The organism is Poritiphilus flavus (genome assembly GCF_009901585.1).
GTDB classification, from domain to species: Bacteria; Bacteroidota; Bacteroidia; order Flavobacteriales; family Flavobacteriaceae; genus Poritiphilus; species Poritiphilus flavus.
Genome location: NZ_WXYO01000001.1, coordinates 260,679 through 277,804 on the forward strand (window position 1 = coordinate 260,679; position 17,126 = coordinate 277,804).

Genomic DNA, 17,126 nt, shown 5'->3' on the forward strand with positions numbered 1-17,126 from the left:
GCAGGAAAATTAGATAATTACGTATTAATACGTAGTAAGAATATAGCAAAAGTGAAGCCTTAAATCGAAGGATTCACAATTATTTCCAGTAAAAATTACAAGGTTTAAATCTGTACCAGCTTGTATTCCCGCGCTTTATTGGAAAGGTCCATCAGGTTTTTAACACCCATTTTTTTCATAAGGTTGAAACGATGCGTCTCTATGGTACGCTTGCTATTTTGCATCTTTTCCGATATCTCCTTGTTGGTATACCCGGCCAATACCAACTCCAGAACCTGCAGTTCCTTATTGGTCAGTCCGAAAGGAATATCCTTTGACTTCTTTAGGGGCTGATCCTTTGCCGGCGTATTTGGATTGAGCAGGTTGCTTACCAATACATCTGAGATATCCCCACTAAAATATTTACCACCATCATTTACGGTATGAATAGCCTTGATAAATTCATTTTTATCGGTATCTTTTAAAAGGTAACCCCCGGCTCCTGCCTGAACCGATTTTAAAATGTATTCCTCGGAATCATGCATTGAGAGTATAATGCACTTGGTGTTTTCATCCATTTCGGCATTCAGGCGTTCTACAGTTTCGATCCCTCCAAGTTCCGGCATACGAATATCAATAATGAGAATATCCGGGGACTTCTGCTCCACCATTTCCAGGGCCTCCAATCCGTTGGATGCCTCGCCAATAACCTCCAGATCGGATTCTTCTTCCAGCAAAGCCCTGATCCCATCCCGTACCAAAGAATGATCGTCTGCCAGGACTATGGAAATTGTATCGTGAAGTTCGGTTTCTTGCATAACACAAATGTAACCTAATTATCCAAATGCTTTATTTCCGGAATTCCAATAACCGATAAGGGCTGCTCCAACAATATCAGAACAACCCTATCGAAGCAAAGACCTTTTTTAAAAAATTAGTCTGGTTTTGCTGTTGTAAAGAATTTAGGTTTGATGATAAGCATGGCCCATGCCCAATTTTGATTATCAGCCGCATCTGCCTCTGCCACTCCTTTTAGCTCATACATACCATCCGAAGGGAAAAGGTGTGAATATCCAATTTTCAAGGAATACCCTTTGAACTTCTGTGTAAATACCAAATCCACCTCAGTTCCCAGTGCGTTCTCACCACTGGGTAGATCCTGTTCTCCGCTAAAATTCAAAACCTTTGCGAATAAGGAAGATCTCTCACCGAGCTTAAAGTTGGCACTGGCGTGGATGTCAAACAAACCAATGGAATTCACGTGATTACCTACGTAGAAGTAATCCATGAAACCGTTGAATTTGTGGTTGGTGCCGAAAGTTGGCAGGAAGGCTTCCGTTTTATCCGCGGTATCCGCATCGTCACCACTGATCAGTTCAACCCCTATGCCCAGATTAACTGCAGCTGACGCCTTATAACTTAGATCAAGCCCCAAAAGGTAGGCGCCGTCCACATCCAATCCGGTAAAGAAGGACCCGGTTTGATAAAATGCATTGGCTGCTGCCCCAAAACTCCCTTTTTTGAAGTTAAGGTGGGTTCCCAGGGTGAAGGTACTGTTTACTCCATCTGCCTCACCTGCATCGTCAAAGTTCTGATATCCGTTGTTCACGGCTAAGAAGCTGGCGGAAAAGCCGGACCACTTTTGATTCAGATACAGGTATTGCATTGTTTTGTACTGAAAAGGATTACCCGCGGGATAGGCCGTACTCTGATTTTGAAAACCGAACAGCGGCCCCCCGTTTTCATCAAGATCCTGATTAAAGGCCAGGCCAAAGTCCATTATGAATTGTGCTCCCTTGTACTTTATCATCAGCAGATCATGATTGCGACCCTGTTGAGCCCAATCCAGTCCGCCAAAAAACCTTTGATCATCGTAAGAGAGCACCTGTCTCCCCAGTTTTGTAGACCAGTTACCACCCAGTTTTAGTGAGGCCCATGCTTCAAAAACAGAAAAGGAATTATTGGCATCTATGGGTACGATCTGAGGGTTTTCTCCCCAAACCATGAGGTCCTGCAGACTTAGATAGACCTTAAAGGATTCTGTCTCAAAACCGGCATTCAGTCGTGCTCTGGTATTGATGGCAAAACCGGCATCGGCAGCGTCCGGAATCAATGTTTGAAATCCGTTACGATATTCTGTGCGGGGCCTGAACTGCCCGTCCAGGGTAAATTGCGCATTGGTAAATTGAATCGATAGGACAACTAGGATAAATAATTTGTAACCTTTCTTCATAATACAAAGTTTTTGCTGATTCTTCGTTATTGTTAGTGTTCTAAAAAGTCGATAAGGTGTTTGCGGTATTTGTAGTAATCTTCGTGTTCTAAAACGGATTTCCGCGTTCTTGGACGCTTAAAATCAATGGGTAAAACATCGCCAATCTTAGCCCGTGGTCCACTGGTCATCATAACCACCCGGTCTGCCAGAAAAATGGCTTCATCCACATCGTGGGTGATCATTACAGCGGTGATCTTTTCCTTATTCCAAATCTCGATCAGAATGTCCTGCAACTCTCCACGGGTAAGCGAATCGAGCATCCCAAAAGGTTCATCCAGTAATAAGACCTTGGGTTTGATCGCAAAGGCCCTTGCAATGCCCACTCTTTGTTGCATCCCCTGCGATAATTCCGTTGCCTTTTTGTGAAAAGCCCCTTCGAGGCCAACCTTCTGCAGATAGTATTTCGCTATATCCTTACGTTGGGATTTACTGGCATGGGGGAAAACCCGGTTTACACCTAAAAGCACATTTTGTAATGCTGTCATCCAGGGCATCAGGCTGGGCGACTGAAAAATGACCCCTCTGTCCGGGCCCGGACCTTTTATCGGATTCCCTAATACGGCTATTTTACCGGCAGATATGGGGTTGAGTCCGGCTATCATGGACAACATGGTCGTTTTTCCGCAGCCTGAGTGACCGATAATCGTCACAAACTCTTCCTTCAAGATCTGAAGATTCAAATGTTCCAACACCACGTAGTCTCCTTTTGGCGTGGGATACACCTTTTTCAGATCTCGTAGATCCAGCATCACTTTGTCCGAAGGATAGACTATTCCGTTGTGATGTGCTTCTTTTGTTTTGATTTGATCTATTACCATAAGGCTTGTTTTTAATAGGCTTATGCCACAAAACTTTTAGGCGAGAGCTCCGGTAGCGCATATACTTTTCCGGATACTGTTTTGCGCTCTTCTCCTATACTCATCAGATATTCAATAATGGCATTCCTGGTCTTCTTGTAGAAGGGATTGTCATTTAGTTCGGTCTTGTCCCTGGGACGTTCTATGTCTATTTTGAATTCAGGACCCAAAGTAGCCCTGGGGCCGGGCCTTAGCGGGATTATCCGATCTGCCATATACAAACCTTCATCCACGTCATTGGTAATAAGCAGGGCAGTACGCCTGTCCTTGCTCCAGATCTTCAGGATCTCGTCCTGCAGATTTCCACGGGTCAGTGCATCCAGTGCTCCCAGAGGTTCATCCATAATGATCATCTCCGGATTCATAGAAAGCGCTCTCGCCACAGCGACCCTTTGTCGCATCCCACCGGACAGTTCCTTAGGTCTTTTGCTTATGGCAGGTGTAAGTCCAACCATTTCCACGTATTGGGCGACCCTTTCCTTAACTGCTTTTCTCTTTTCATTCGGAAAGGCCTCCCTTACCGCCATACTTACATTCTGCCCGACGGTAAGCCAGGGCAGTAAGGAATAGTTTTGAAAGATCACCCCTCTCTCATGACTGGTCCCTGATACTGCTTTACCTTTAAAAAGTATCTCCCCGCCTGTAGGTTTGAGTAAGCCATTGATAAGGTTAACGAGCGTTGTTTTACCGCTTCCGGTAAAGCCAACGATAGCCACGAATTCCCCTTCCTCTATGGACAGGTTGATATCGCTTAGCACCTCAGTGGCGTGCACTCCCTCGCCATAGGTTTTACACACGTTATTTAATTCTAAATAGGCCATGATTTTGCGGTTTTAGGTGGCTGCATTTTTATTAAAGGACACCATATTCTGAATGGTAAGCATGATGCGATCCAATAAGAACCCTATGATGCCTATCACAAACATGGCTACTATGATCTTTGAGTTGGAATCGTTAGCTCCATTTTGGAATTCTTCCCACACAAAGGAGCCAAGGCCGGGGCTCTGAGCCAACAGCTCAATGGCGATCAAAACCATCCAGGCTACCGAAAGCGTAATTCGCAAACCGGTGAAAATCAAAGGCAGCGATGAGGGCAGTATCACTTTGAATACCTTCTGAAGCGGCTTTAGTTTTAATACCTTGGCAACATTGATGTAATCCTTATCTACCGATGATACCCCCATGGCAGTGTTCACGAGAGTTGCCCACATGGCACATAATCCGACACTGATAAAGGAGATGATAAACGCGCTGTCCTGATTGGAATCCTTGGTCATGGTCTTAACGATCATGAACACCAGTAACAGCCAGACTACCGGAGAAACCGGCTTAAATACCTGGATAAGCCAGTTAAAGGAGTTGCGCAAAGTTTGGCTCAATCCAATTACGATCCCAATAGGTACTGCTATCATGAAAGCGAGCAGAAAACCCGCAAAGACCGTTTTCAGACTTGTAAAGATCTGATCCACAAAGGAAGGCCGGCCCGTATAGGTTATAGGATCCTTGCCCTCTGCTATGCGCTTTTCATTCAAGGCTGCGGTCTTATCCTTAAAAGCCAGCTTATCCGCACTGATCACCTGGTGATCCGCGATAAGGGTGTTGAAAGAATCCCATACCTGAGCCGGCGAAGGCAGGGTATTGGGCTGGCAGCTAATATCTCCCGAAGCTATACAGGCAGCCATACTGTCTGCCGCAGCCTGTCCCTGATCAGCCAGGGCCTTTTCTATTTTAAAATCAGCTTCAATATTGTAAAGCGACCTGGCTCCAACATGCCACAATCCAATAAAAAGCAGTATGGACAAAATGGGCACGACCACTTTCTTAAATATGGTGTTTGGATTGAATTTCGGTGCTTTGATGTTTAACCTGGACACTAATATTTTTAGTGCACTACTGACTTTCAGATCTGCTGTTTTACTAACGGTCACGCTTTGCTTCATGATATCAAATCTTTAAGGTTCTAGAGCTCGGTCTGGTCTTTATTGCCAATCTCAAAACTGTTGATATAACCAATAGGGTCCTTGGCATCAAAAGTGTTGCCATCTATAAAGTCCGAAGTAGCAGGCTTGTATCCATCAGTATCAGGTATATCGGATGCAGGGATATGCCCCTCGGTCACGAGCAGGTCTGCCGCTTTTTTCCAGATATCAGGCCGGTAAATATCCTTGATGGTTTCCTCGTACCAGCCCGCTGCTTTAGGCTCCGGGATCTGCCCCCATCTGCGCATTTGGGTAAGGAACCAAATACCATCTGAATAGAAGGGATAGGTGGCGTGATACTTGTAAAACACATTGAAATCAGGCATGGACCGCTTGTCTCCCTTTTCGAACTCAAAAGTTCCAGTCATGGAATTGGCCAGCACCACTTCATCGGCTCCTACATATTGAGGCATAGAAAGTATTTTTACCGCCTCGGCACGGTTTGATGGTTCATCCAACCATTTCCCGGCCCGTATCAATGCCTTGGTTACGGCTACAGCTGTATTGGGGTTTTCATCCACAAACTTTTTGGTCATTACGAATACTTTCTCCGGATTGTTCTTCCATATATCGTAATTGGTTGTAACCGGTACACCAATTCCTTTGAAGACCGCCTGCTGGTTCCAGGGTTCTCCCACACAGTAACCATAAATGGTTCCGGCTTCCAGGGTTGCAGGCATTTGAGGAGGTGGGGTTACTGAGAGCAATACCTCGGCATCTATTTGTCCCTGTACATTATCCGAGGTGTACATTCCCGGATGTATTCCGGAAGCGGCCAGCCAGTAGCGGATCTCATAGTTATGGGTTGAAACAGGAAATACCATACCCATTTTAAAAGGTTTTCCGCTGTTCTTGTACTCGGATATAACCGGCTTCAGGGCATCAGCCTTGATAGGGTGAAGAGGTTTGCCATCTGCTCCCTTGGGTACGTTGGGTTTCATCTTAGACCATACATCATTGGAAACAGTAATGCCATTGCCGTTAAGGTCCATCGAAAACGGGGTAACGAGTTCTGCCTGTCTTCCAAAACCAGCTCCTGCCGCAATAGGCTGACCGGCCAACATATGTGAACCGTCCAGTTGTCCGTCAATTACCCGATCCAATACATTTTTCCAGTTGGATTGGGCTTCTACGGAGACAAAAAGTCCCTCATCCTCAAAAAAGCCTTTTTCCTTGGCTATGGCTAAAGGAGCCATATCAGTAAGTTTGATAAAGCCAAAGGTCAATTGGGGTTTTTCAATTTCCAATGAAGTGCCGGGAATTTTTGCCTCTGCGGTTTCCGCTGATTTTTTTGCCTCCTTTCCACCACAGGCAGATAGGAAAACCATCACTAGAAGAAAACCGATTGATTTTTTAATTGTTGATTTCATAATGAGATATGTTTTATAGTGAATTCCGAATTACGGGGTAAACATACATCATTTTTTAAGTATTACTACGTAGTTTTACTTAGTTTTTATTCACTAATACGTATTTTTAAGTAGATGAGAATTTGGATAAGAAAAAAATCCGAAGTCGTAAAAAAAAGAGCAGCTATATTGTAGATTCTGAAATGAAATTGGATTTAAGATGTACCGTATGCTTATAAGAAATGCCTGGCGGTTGTCTTTGTAAAGCTATACTTAGGTTAGATAGCGGAATGTAAAACGCGCCATACCTCTTCTTCAAAGAAGGAAGGATGCTCGCAAACTACATCTCCAACAACTATAACTCCGGGCTTGGAAGTATCTACTGAAGTAAAAAGAGAATGAACATCATTTAAAGTACCAACAATGCAGCTTTCATTGCTCATGGCACCATTCTGTATTAGCGCTATTGGTGTTAAACCCCCTCGATAATGACCTATTTTACGGGCAATCTCGGTTATCCGACGAACGCCCATCAATATGACCAAAGTTGCCAAGGACTTCGCGGCCAGCTCCAGATCTTCTGAAAAAGAACCATCTCTTTTTGTGGCCGTCATCACCCAAAAACTGGACGCGACTCCCCTTTTGGTCATTGGAATGCCCTGTCCTGATGGTACTGCAATGGCACTGCTTACTCCAGGTATGACCTTTACCGGGATACCCATAGATTCCAAATGCGCGATTTCTTCTGAGGAGCGTCCGAACACAAAAGGGTCTCCCCCTTTCAATCTTACCACATGACCATGCGAAAAGGCATAGGCTACCAATAATGAATTGATCTCTTCCTGTGTGAGCGAGTGTTCACCACAGCGTTTGCCTACGTATATCTTTGGAATTGAATCAGAAACCTCCTCAAGCAACCGAAGATCGACCAAGGCGTCATAAAGAACAGCGTCCGCGTTTCGCAATGCCCTTAAACCTCCTATAGTTATTAGGTCTTTGCTACCTGGCCCTGCGCCAACCAGAGTAACCTGTGCTGTTTTTTCAGATGGCTTCATAGTAAAATTTCTTGGAACTGTTTTATCAATTTCGCAACAAGAATACGTAATTATTTTCATATAATTATCAAATTTATACGTAATTATACGTAATATTGCTTTTCAGTATTAAACCAAAAGCTCATGAAAACTGTTGTGGTGATCGGCAATGGAATGGTAGGTTATAAGTTCTGCGAGAAATTCGTTGCCAAAAACGAAAACAAAGCCTTCAACCTGTTGGTATTCGGAGAAGAACCAAGAGTAGCTTATGACAGGGTGCATCTGAGTGAGTATTTTGAAAACGGCGACGCGGAGAAACTTTGCCTGGCCCCTCGTTCCTGGTACGATGAACGGGGAATTCAATTATATACGAATCAACGTATCACTGAGATCAACAGAACAGAACAAAGCGTTACTACCAATAAGGGAGAGGTATACAATTATGATTATCTGGTTATTGCCACAGGTTCTTCTCCCTTCGTCCCAGCCATTAAAGGTGTGGACAAGAAGGGTGTGTTCGTTTATCGCACTATAGAAGACCTTGAAGAAACCATGCAATACGCGTCAGATATCAAGGGAGGAAAAGCGGCAGTTCTGGGCGGTGGCCTCCTTGGCCTGGAAGCTGCCAAGGCTGTTAAAGATATGGGACTGGAACCCCATGTAGTGGAATTTGCGCCCCGACTGATGCCCAGGCAACTGGATCACGATGGCAGCACAGCACTGGAACAAAAAATGCGTGAGCTTGGGATCCATGTGCACCTCAATAAGGCTACTCAACAAATTTTAGGTAACGGGCGAATTGAAGGAATGGAGTTTAGTGAGGGAGACTCCTTACAGGTTCAAATGCTCATTATATCTGCCGGGATCCGTCCCAGGGATGAGCTGGCCAAAAGCTGCGATCTGAAAACTGGCGACAGGGGCGGAATTGTAGTTGACAAGCGCATGCGCACGTCGGACCCCAGGATTTTCGCGATAGGTGAGGTGGCATTGTATAAGGATATGATCTACGGGCTCGTGGCCCCGGGATACGAAATGGCCCAGGTAGCCGTGGATCAGATATTGGGACGGGAGACCTTGATGTCTGAAACCATAGATATGTCGACCAAATTAAAACTCATAGGAGTTGATGTGGCCAGTTTTGGAAATCCGTTTACTTCCGAAGAGGAAGCACATTCCATAATATTTGAAAACAAATTACAGGGGCTTTATAAACGTATCAATATTTCTAAGGACGGTAAAACCTTATTGGGAGGTATTCTTGTAGGGGACGCTTCTGATTACAACATGTTGCTACAACTTCAACAGAATAAAATGGCATTGCCAGAAAACCCCGAAGATCTGATATTGGGAGCAAGAGGTGGTGAAGGCGCCGCTCTGGGCAACGTTATGGATCTGCCAGATGAAGCAGTAGTCTGCTCCTGCGAATCCGTATCCAAAGGAGTGATATGTTCAGCCGTCACGGAAGACGGTCACGAAAGCCTGAAGAGTGTGTGCAAATCCACTAAGGCAGCCACAGGTTGTGGAGGTTGCAAACCCATGGTGGTGGATTTGGTGAACGAAAGTTTGAAAAGCCTGGGTAAAACCGTGAAGGAAAGTATTTGCGAACATTTTAATTACTCTCGTCGCGAGCTGTACGACATCGTAAAACTCCGCGGCATTGAAACCTATGATGAACTGCTGGACCTGGTGGGTACAGGCGATGGCTGTGAAGTCTGCAAACCTGCTGTTGCAGCCATATTTGCAAGCGTCTACAATGAAACGGCCAACCGCCAGGAAACTATTCAGGACTCCAATGACCGTTATCTGGCAAACATACAGCGTAACGGTACCTATTCCGTGGTGCCTCGAGTTGCCGGTGGGGAAATCAGCCCAAAACAGTTAATAGCACTTGGGCGGATAGGAATGAAATACGATCTCTATACAAAAATTACAGGGGGGCAAAGAATTGACATGTTTGGAGCCCAACTACACGAACTCCCGTTGATCTGGGAAGAGTTGATCCAGGAGGGCTTTGAAAGCGGACATGCCTACGGAAAGGCCCTGAGAACTGTCAAAAGCTGTGTAGGCTCCACCTGGTGCCGCTATGGAATGGATGAGAGTGTAAGTTTTGCCATAGAAATTGAGAATCGATACAAAGGGATCCGATCCCCGCATAAAATGAAAGGCGGGGTTTCCGGTTGTATCAGAGAATGTGCCGAGGCAAGGTGCAAGGATTTTGGTTTTATCGCGGTTGAAGGCGGATGGAATGTTTATGTCTGTGGAAACGGGGGAGCGAATCCAAAACACGCGGAACTACTGGCTGAAAAAGTAGACAAGGAAACCGCAGTCAAATATGTAGACCGTTTCCTGATGTACTACATAAAGACTGCGGCTCCGCTAACGCGAACAGCGGCCTGGCTGGAAAAATTGGAAGGAGGCATAACTTATCTGAAAAACGTTGTGATCCATGACTCACTGGGTATTGCCAAGGAGCTGGATGAAGAGATGCAACGCTATGCGGATACCTATAAGTGCGAATGGAAAGAAGCGGTAGAAACGCCGGAGATCAGAGCTCGTTACACACATTTTGTAAACTCAGATGAGCCTGATAGTAACATAGAATTTGTGCCTATGCGCGGTCAGAAAATGCCAAAGGCCTGGACCCAATAATAATTAGGAATGGATATTAAAGAACTCAATACCCAAGCTGCAGTGTCTTTTGATAATGTTAAGATCTGGTATAAAGCTGCAGCCGTAGACAAATTCCCGATAAACGGAGGGGCATGCGTACTGTATAAAGGAAAGCAAATCGCTGTTTTCAATTTTACGAGACAGGGTAGCTGGTACGCCTGCCAGAACCTATGTCCACACAAAATGGAAATGGTACTTTCCAGAGGGATGATCGGGCAGGATGGGGAGCATCCTAAAGTTGCCTGCCCGTTGCATAAAAGCACCTTTTCACTGAAAACCGGTGAAAACCTGAATGGCGATTTGAATGCTATAACCACTTATCCGGTTAAAATAGAGGACAACTTTGTGTATATTGGCTTTTTAGAATAATTATTAAAAAGCGGGCATGGATAATGCTGAAAAAATGGCAAGGGCCTTCCGATTATTCGATGAGGCCAATAGCAAGGATCCAAATAAGGATGAATTCGAGGGCAGCAAACACCCAAAAGAACTGCTCTACGCCAAACGGATGACCGAGACCCTAACTGCGTTTGCCCCTGAGGCTTCGGAAGCAGTTCAATTGAGTGCCAGATGCCAGCATCTCAGACGCTGGGAGATCCCCAGAGACCGATACGAGATGAACCGGGTGGGATATCTGAAGTGGCGGCAGGAACTAAAGAAATTCCATGCCGAAAAAGCGACAGAGATACTGGAATTTGTAGGGTACGATGCTGAAACCATAGCCCAGGTTCAATTCCTGCTTCTTAAAAAACAACTCAAGAAAAGTCCGGAAACCCAAATGCTTGAGGATGTAATTTGCCTGGTTTTTATGACCTACTACTTGGAAGAATTTGCTCAAAAGCACCCTAAGGACAAGTTGATCGATATTCTGCAAAAGACCTGGCGCAAAATGTCTGAAAAAGGACAGGCAGCCGCCCTGGAATTACCATTCTCAGATCATGTCGCGCTTCTGGTAAGGGAAGCTATCTCAGGCTGATGATTAATTTTTGAATCGGAATACACGGACATGCAAGATCTGAAGCAACAACAGGCCCTGGATACCGCCACCTTCTTAAGGGTAAGAAAGTGGTACCTCCTTGCATTTGCGACCATAGCCTTAACCATTATCGTTGCTCAAATCCTGATACAACAGCATTTGAATTCTCAGCTGAACGATTCCCGGGTGATCAATGTGGCAGGAAGACAACGCGCCTTCAGTCAGAAGTTGGTAAAAGAAGTCCTAATGCTTCGTTCCGGACAGTCAGACGGGCCCTCCTCTCCCCAGTTGCTTGAGGACCTCAGACATACCCTTTACGTTTGGAGGACTTCACACAACGGTTTGCAGCAAGGCAATGACAGCATAGGATTGCCAAAGGAAGAGAATGTAGTGATCCTGGAACTGTTTGCGGATTTAAATCCCCATCATGAGGCCATGGTAGATGCAGCAGAAAGTATTCTGAGGGGTACAGAAGGCGAACAAGATCTGCCTGAGTCCTATAACGAAGATCTTCAAACACTACTAGAAAATGAAGCCATCTTTCTAACTAAGATGGATGCCATAGTGAACGAATACGACGCGCTGAGCAAGGAGAAACTACAAGAACTCAAGCTGAAAGAGTATTTGCTGCTGGGCATTTCTCTTGCAATCCTGTTCCTGGAAGTAATGTTTATTTTCCGTCCGCTATCTATCCAAATACGAGAAACCATTTCCAAACTGATCCGGAGTCAGAAGGAATCAGATGCCACAGCTAACGAAATACAGCGGTTGTTTCTAGAGAAAGAAAAATCACTACAACAACTGCAGGAACTTAACTTTGTTATAGATAATGCTGCCTTGTTTGCCAGTACAAGACGGGATGGGACTGTAGTTTTTATAAGCAAGAAGTTCCTTGCACTGCTGGAGCGACCCGAATCCAACATGAATGTTCCGCTTTCCGAAATTCTCACCGCGGATCAGGGCCAACAGCAATACCTAAGAGAGGTACTTACCAGCAAGCGCAAAAACATCAGAAGTGAAGAAATAGAGATCAGCACACAAACCGGAAAACATCTCTGGCTGGACATGTCTATCATTCCCATGCACCAATCAGGACTGGAACAAAGTGTCTTGATCTTGTGTTCGGACATCACTGAACGAAAAAAAAACCAACTCAAGGTAGAAGAACTTACCAAGCAGAACTACGAGGAAAACATGCGGCAAAAGCAATTGCAGGCCAGCAAGATCGTAGAGGGTCAGGAAGAGGAGCGCAAACGTATCGCCAAAGACATACACGACGGTATTGGCCAGATGCTTACAGCTCTTAAATTCAATATTGAGTCCATAAACACAGATCAAAAGGAAAAAACGAAGGAGAAAGTCGCATATCTGAAAGAACTGACCACGGACCTCATCAAAGGTGTACGTACAGCTACCTTTAACCTTACCCCTCCGGAGTTGGAAGATCACGGAATCTTTCCGGCCTTGCAGAAAATGACCGTAGAATTAAGTAAGCTCACCGGAAGGAACATCCTTTTTGAAAATAAGGCGAAAAGGAGTATTCGCTTCCATTCCCTTGCTGAGACCAATATTTACAGGGTTACCCAGGAGGCTGTCAACAATGCGATAAAGTATGCAGAAGCCAACTACATCCTTGTTACTATAAATTACCACGATGGTCTTCTCAGCGTCGTAATCGATGATGACGGCAAGGGATTCGATACCTCTATTCTTAAGAAAGGTGCAAAGCACGAAAGTGAAGGGGGAATGGGAGTAGTTTTTATGAAAGAGCGTATGAGTTATATTAACGGACGCCTGTTTATCAATTCGATCCCGGGCGAAGGTACACGTGTAACCATCAATTACAATGTAAAAGAAACCGTATTGGATGGAACGGAATGAGCTATATCCGGTATTCTTAAAAGTCAACAATCTAAATATACTTATTGTAGGAGGTGGCTATGTGGCTGAAGAAAAACTGAGTTTTTTGCTAAAATCAAGTCCGAATGCCACTGTAGAGATGATTGCACCCCTTTATAGAGAAGGAACTGTCGCCCTTGCTCAAAAACATGGGATTACTATGATGAAGGGGAAGTATAAAAGAAAATACCTGAAGAAGCGACATATTGTAATAGCAACGACCGATGTCCCGGAAATTAACGAAAAGGTCTTTAGCGATTGCAGAAAACGGGCTATCTTAGTGAATGTCGCGGACAATCCTCCCCTATGTGACTTCTATATGGGTGGAATTGTTACCAAAGGGAACCTAAAACTAGCCATCTCTACCAACGGCAAATCCCCGACTACAGCTAAGAGGTTGCGGCAGTTCTTTGAGGAGATCATCCCGGATAACATTGATGATCTGGTTAAAAATCTCAATTCATTCAGAAAAACACTGAAAGGAGATTTTCAAGAGAAGGTAGAGACCATGAATGAAGTCACCAAAGGATTAATAAGTAAAAGGAGTAGCCATGAAAATTAGGATAAAAGGCAATGCGGTCCGCTATCGGTTGACAAAATCTGAGGTTGAAACATTTTGCCAAACCGGACGATACGAGGAAAAAACAGCATTTCAAAGCAACACGCTTACCTACGTTCTGGAAACCAAAGCCGGAATTAGTGAATTGGAGGCGGATTTTAAGGAGGATAGTATTGTGTTATATCTTCCGGAAGAAGTCCGGGCTAATTGGGCTACCAGCGATCGTGTAGGCTACAGTAATTCTGTGGACTGGAACGATGAAAGCAAGCTATCGCTATTGGTTGAAAAAGACTTTACCTGCCTGGACAACACCATTGAGGACCAGTCTGACAACTATCCGAATCCCAGGCTGGCTCAAGACGAAAATTAGACACACAAAGCCAAAACCCAACAAAAGTTCAAGTAAGTTTTATTTTTGTAGAAGATTCATTATTTGCTCTAGATCCTTTGGAATAAACTGTTGCCGGATCATGGCATTACTGAGTTTATTGTAATCGACCCCCTTCTTATATTTATATTTAAATTTTGCATATAAATCGTGCCCTCTTCTTGAAATAAACCATTTAGGATAATATAATTTCCGTCTGTTAATAAAACTAATAGGAATATCGGCCCTTTCTGCTTTGCCTAAATTCGGTAAAAGCGGCTCAATTTCCCGAAAAATATAATTGGCTATTAATTGAAGTTTAGATGAAGGTAGTTTTGAGACTCTATGTTCATCTTTATGTTTTAAATTTATTCCAGGAACATTTATGATTTCATTCTCATGCAAAAGTGAAGAATATACCAATATTGGATCAATCAGATAATTTTCAATACTGTACCTACTTACAACTTTGAGATTTGGGGTCTCGAGTGCTCCTTCTTTAATATTCGTCCCATTATCGTAATCCATTAAGCCCTGAAATATATCATCCGCACCTTCAATTACAAACTTCTGCACCCAATTCCGAACAACTGTGCATCCTCCTGAAGTATTTGCAGATTTATTGGATGCTGGTATGAAGATGATAGGAATAGCAGCATTTACCTTGCCAAGATCCTTTAAGACTGAAAATACTGCCTTATAAAATTGTACGTCATCTTTGTCCTCAACCAATACATATTTAGAATTAGATTTAACCACTAACAGGCCTTCTGTTAGAATTCCGATACCATCATCCTTTTTTCTAATTTTCTTAATTAAAGTAGGACTTGATGTAATTTCAAACAGAGCATATTCCGGGGCTAAGGCTACCGTAGTCGGAGAGTGGGTTGTCATGATTACTCGAACGTCATACTGATTTACAAGCACTTTTTCAACTACATCAATAAACTGCTTGATTGCAGAAGGGTGTAAGTGCGCATCGGGTTCGTCCAAAAGCAATATTTTTGGTAATCGCTTTTTCCTACTAGTATTAAAAATCCAGATTCCCAATGAGATCAAAACTTTCTCACCAGCAGAGAGATCTTCAAAATTTATTTTGATGCTTGAATCTTTGACACCAATAAGTCTAAAATGGTAGTCCGCGATGTAAGATTTTGGTTTGATAACTTTATATGGGAAATTGGCCTTATCAAGTAGATCGTTGATTATTTCCCAAGGGGCATCTCCAATTTCTTGCCTTATTTCGTTGTCCGAATTGCCTTCATCTCGCAGTTCGGCATATTTCCCGTGATAAATTTTAAATGTCTCACTAAGCCCTTCGTAGATTTGAATTTTATGGATGTAATCATAATAATCAATTGGTAAATTATTATGAATGTCCGAGACAGTAATTTCTTGTTTGGGTTTGCTGATCAAAGAAATTAATTGAGCAGCAATTTCAGAATATTCCTGATCTCTAGGGCTAATTATATTTGAATGTATTCGATTAATAACTTGATTGAGGTTTTGAATATTTGATGATCCAATGTTGCCAAAATTCCAATGAGAGGGTAGAAAAACTACCTCCTTAGACTCGATTACACCATAATCAGATTTGGTTTGGACTTGGTAAAAAGGCCTGCCTGGACTTGATTCACTAGTTCTTTTTCGTGCATCCATGCCAAAATGATAATTCAGTAGTTCCAATAACTGGGTTTTCCCACTTCCATTTTTACCAGTAACTACTACAAAATCCGGTATATTGCTCCAACTAAATGGTTTTAATGACTTGTAACTTCCGTTGACCAATTCGAATTTCATAAAATCTTATAATGTAAATTGCAGAACATAATCTAGTTGCGGTTATCTAAGGCATAAATGTAATAATATTTGTAAGTAATTACTTATTATTATACAGCCCTTTCCTCTCCCCACAATGCAATTGAGAATTCGAAAGCCCCGTTACGGATCTCAACTTATAGTTCATTGAAAAAAGTATTTTCTTACTACTATTAATTTTGTGCATTTACCAAAAGAAAATTGAAACTTACTTTGATATAAAAATGAGGCATACGCTGTACCGAGGCTAGTTCAGAACTTAAACAATTTGGAGTAGACAGAACATTGAAGTTCAAAAGTATATCCAAAAATCCAATCAATTAAAACTAAAAATATTATGGGATCTGAAGCAAATAAGGAAAGTCAAGTTGATAAATAATTGTTTTGTCAGGTCATTTTTACTCGTCTGCCAAATAATCTGCATAACGGAACCCGGCCTGTTCCGAAATACCCCGGGTCTTTTGGTGGAGTACTTCACAGGCGGCATCCCCATAGAAGAAATTAAAAATAAGATTGTGATCCGTACTATCCGCATGTTGCTCATAGAACACTTCCGTATCAGCCAGAAAATCGTCATCCAATTGCCTTACCCTTCCTTTTCGTGTATTGGAATAAACAAATACTTCCTGATCCATATGATCTCTGAGGCTTTGCGGTTTGCCATGCTCAAGCCAGTACAGTGTGCGGAAGAGATATTCCTTTGTACGCGGTCCGATCATTTCAGCGCTAAGGGTCTCACTGGTCCAAAAACTGGGTAAACAGAAATTCCTTTTGTGTAGAGACCCAAAATCAAATTTGCTTGAATAATCCGTTGTAAAGCGTTCAGACCATGCCCCGCCAATATCGTCCAAAAGATTTAGCCCTACGGAGATCGTTCTCTTATCAGAAGAGCCAATTGAAGCATTAACTTCAGAGATCACCTCCTGCATCAGCTCCTCAGCCCGCATATTTATAAGCTGTTTTAATTTCTCCATAACCAGTTCTTTTCCCAGCGGATTGAACGCGGCAATAGGAAGCACTACATCCTCCCGGCTTTCCCCTAAAAGCATGTCCAGGTAGGTGCTGAAGCGTTGGCTGTTTCTGGGAAGCTGATAAAATTGCTGCATTCGCTCCAGAAGTGGTATGAGTTCAAAACGCATTATTGAAACATTAAAGGACTTAAGTGGTTTTCAGCAAAATTAAAGGATGTCCTAAAACCGGGAGCTGCTAAAATGCAGAATTCCAGATGAGAGCTATCACACTTGGTCAATTAGCCTACTCAGAGCACCTTTTTCACAGCATAAACTGCAATAAAAGTGTCATTCAGCCTCTGAAAAAGGCGGTTAATCGTCAATTTTAACATAAAATCCACCTAAAAAACCTAA

The 17,126-nt window shown here is 43.3% G+C and carries 15 protein-coding genes; 6 read left to right on the plus strand and 9 right to left on the minus strand.

Annotated elements, in window-relative coordinates; translation table 11 throughout:
• Positions 1-104: 104 nt before the first annotated feature.
• The 7 genes from GTQ38_RS00980 to cobA form a co-directional block, all read right to left on the minus strand.
• Positions 105-797: a response regulator transcription factor gene (locus GTQ38_RS00980; protein ID WP_161433357.1), complete on the minus strand. Its 693-nt coding sequence runs from the start codon at positions 795-797 to the stop codon at positions 105-107.
• Positions 798-913: 116 nt separating this feature from the next.
• Positions 914-2,212, minus strand: a complete 1,299-nt coding sequence (locus tag GTQ38_RS00985) for an alginate export family protein (protein ID WP_161433358.1) — start codon at positions 2,210-2,212, stop codon at positions 914-916.
• Between the two features lie 32 nt (positions 2,213-2,244).
• The gene (locus tag GTQ38_RS00990) at positions 2,245-3,072 is read right to left on the minus strand and encodes an ABC transporter ATP-binding protein (protein WP_161433359.1); all 828 of its coding nucleotides are present in this window, start codon (positions 3,070-3,072) and stop codon (positions 2,245-2,247) included.
• Positions 3,073-3,092: 20 nt separating this feature from the next.
• Positions 3,093-3,932 carry an ABC transporter ATP-binding protein gene (locus GTQ38_RS00995; protein ID WP_238857734.1) on the minus strand — a complete coding sequence of 280 codons (840 nt, stop codon included), beginning with the start codon at positions 3,930-3,932 and terminating at the stop codon, positions 3,093-3,095.
• A gap of 12 nt (positions 3,933-3,944) precedes the next feature.
• Positions 3,945-5,051 carry an ABC transporter permease gene (locus GTQ38_RS01000; protein ID WP_161433360.1) on the minus strand — a complete coding sequence of 369 codons (1,107 nt, stop codon included), beginning with the start codon at positions 5,049-5,051 and terminating at the stop codon, positions 3,945-3,947.
• A 20-nt stretch (positions 5,052-5,071) separates the two neighbouring features.
• Positions 5,072-6,460, minus strand: a complete 1,389-nt coding sequence (locus GTQ38_RS01005) for a CmpA/NrtA family ABC transporter substrate-binding protein (protein ID WP_161433361.1) — start codon at positions 6,458-6,460, stop codon at positions 5,072-5,074.
• A 257-nt stretch (positions 6,461-6,717) separates the two neighbouring features.
• Positions 6,718-7,494 (minus strand): uroporphyrinogen-III C-methyltransferase, encoded by a 777-nt coding sequence (cobA, locus tag GTQ38_RS01010; RefSeq protein ID WP_161433362.1) that lies wholly within the window; start codon positions 7,492-7,494, stop codon positions 6,718-6,720.
• 123 nt (positions 7,495-7,617) lie between these two features.
• On the opposite strand from cobA, the gene nirB reads away from it, so the two are divergent.
• From nirB to GTQ38_RS01040, 6 genes are read left to right on the plus strand one after another with little or no spacing between them, the layout of a single operon-like run.
• A complete protein-coding gene (gene nirB / locus GTQ38_RS01015) occupies positions 7,618-10,122 on the plus strand; it encodes a nitrite reductase large subunit NirB (RefSeq protein ID WP_161433363.1) in 2,505 nt (834 codons plus the stop codon).
• A gap of 9 nt (positions 10,123-10,131) precedes the next feature.
• Complete coding sequence (gene nirD, locus GTQ38_RS01020; RefSeq protein WP_161433364.1) at positions 10,132-10,512, plus strand: nitrite reductase small subunit NirD; 381 nt, start codon at positions 10,132-10,134, stop codon at positions 10,510-10,512.
• A gap of 16 nt (positions 10,513-10,528) precedes the next feature.
• A complete protein-coding gene (locus tag GTQ38_RS01025; protein ID WP_161433365.1) occupies positions 10,529-11,119 on the plus strand; it encodes a DUF4202 domain-containing protein in 591 nt (196 codons plus the stop codon).
• A gap of 30 nt (positions 11,120-11,149) precedes the next feature.
• On the plus strand, positions 11,150-13,000 hold the full coding sequence (locus tag GTQ38_RS01030; protein ID WP_161433366.1) for a PAS domain-containing sensor histidine kinase: 1,851 nt from the start codon (positions 11,150-11,152) through the stop codon (positions 12,998-13,000).
• Positions 12,987-13,580 (plus strand): precorrin-2 dehydrogenase/sirohydrochlorin ferrochelatase family protein, encoded by a 594-nt coding sequence (locus GTQ38_RS01035; protein WP_161433367.1) that lies wholly within the window; start codon positions 12,987-12,989, stop codon positions 13,578-13,580. The genes GTQ38_RS01030 and GTQ38_RS01035 overlap by 14 nt, the downstream gene beginning before the upstream one ends.
• Positions 13,570-13,947: a DUF7009 family protein gene (locus GTQ38_RS01040; protein WP_161433368.1), complete on the plus strand. Its 378-nt coding sequence runs from the start codon at positions 13,570-13,572 to the stop codon at positions 13,945-13,947. The genes GTQ38_RS01035 and GTQ38_RS01040 overlap by 11 nt, the downstream gene beginning before the upstream one ends.
• Positions 13,948-13,986: 39 nt before the next feature.
• Here the strand turns inward: GTQ38_RS01040 and GTQ38_RS01045 are convergent, their stop codons facing one another.
• The gene (locus GTQ38_RS01045) at positions 13,987-15,744 is read right to left on the minus strand and encodes an ATP-binding protein (RefSeq protein WP_161433369.1); all 1,758 of its coding nucleotides are present in this window, start codon (positions 15,742-15,744) and stop codon (positions 13,987-13,989) included.
• A gap of 416 nt (positions 15,745-16,160) precedes the next feature.
• Positions 16,161-16,901, minus strand: coding sequence for a hypothetical protein (locus GTQ38_RS01050; protein WP_161433370.1), 741 nt, complete (start codon positions 16,899-16,901; stop codon positions 16,161-16,163).
• Positions 16,902-17,126 lie beyond the last annotated feature (225 nt).

What these genes read in the sequence shown, in the direction of transcription:
- GTQ38_RS00980 (WP_161433357.1), bottom strand. Translation starts at nt 797, where the DNA reads ATGCAAGAAACCGAACTTCACGATACAATTTCCATAGTCCTGGCAGAC.
- GTQ38_RS00985 (WP_161433358.1), bottom strand. Translation starts at nt 2,212, where the DNA reads ATGAAGAAAGGTTACAAATTATTTATCCTAGTTGTCCTATCGATTCAA.
- GTQ38_RS00990 (WP_161433359.1), bottom strand. Translation starts at nt 3,072, where the DNA reads ATGGTAATAGATCAAATCAAAACAAAAGAAGCACATCACAACGGAATA.
- GTQ38_RS00995 (WP_238857734.1), bottom strand. Translation starts at nt 3,932, where the DNA reads ATGGCCTATTTAGAATTAAATAACGTGTGTAAAACCTATGGCGAGGGA.
- GTQ38_RS01000 (WP_161433360.1), bottom strand. Translation starts at nt 5,051, where the DNA reads ATGAAGCAAAGCGTGACCGTTAGTAAAACAGCAGATCTGAAAGTCAGT.
- GTQ38_RS01005 (WP_161433361.1), bottom strand. Translation starts at nt 6,460, where the DNA reads ATGAAATCAACAATTAAAAAATCAATCGGTTTTCTTCTAGTGATGGTT.
- cobA (WP_161433362.1), bottom strand. Translation starts at nt 7,494, where the DNA reads ATGAAGCCATCTGAAAAAACAGCACAGGTTACTCTGGTTGGCGCAGGG.
- nirB (WP_161433363.1), top strand. Translation starts at nt 7,618, where the DNA reads ATGAAAACTGTTGTGGTGATCGGCAATGGAATGGTAGGTTATAAGTTC.
- nirD (WP_161433364.1), top strand. Translation starts at nt 10,132, where the DNA reads ATGGATATTAAAGAACTCAATACCCAAGCTGCAGTGTCTTTTGATAAT.
- GTQ38_RS01025 (WP_161433365.1), top strand. Translation starts at nt 10,529, where the DNA reads ATGGATAATGCTGAAAAAATGGCAAGGGCCTTCCGATTATTCGATGAG.
- GTQ38_RS01030 (WP_161433366.1), top strand. Translation starts at nt 11,150, where the DNA reads ATGCAAGATCTGAAGCAACAACAGGCCCTGGATACCGCCACCTTCTTA.
- GTQ38_RS01035 (WP_161433367.1), top strand. Translation starts at nt 12,987, where the DNA reads ATGGAACGGAATGAGCTATATCCGGTATTCTTAAAAGTCAACAATCTA.
- GTQ38_RS01040 (WP_161433368.1), top strand. Translation starts at nt 13,570, where the DNA reads ATGAAAATTAGGATAAAAGGCAATGCGGTCCGCTATCGGTTGACAAAA.
- GTQ38_RS01045 (WP_161433369.1), bottom strand. Translation starts at nt 15,744, where the DNA reads ATGAAATTCGAATTGGTCAACGGAAGTTACAAGTCATTAAAACCATTT.
- GTQ38_RS01050 (WP_161433370.1), bottom strand. Translation starts at nt 16,901, where the DNA reads ATGCGTTTTGAACTCATACCACTTCTGGAGCGAATGCAGCAATTTTAT.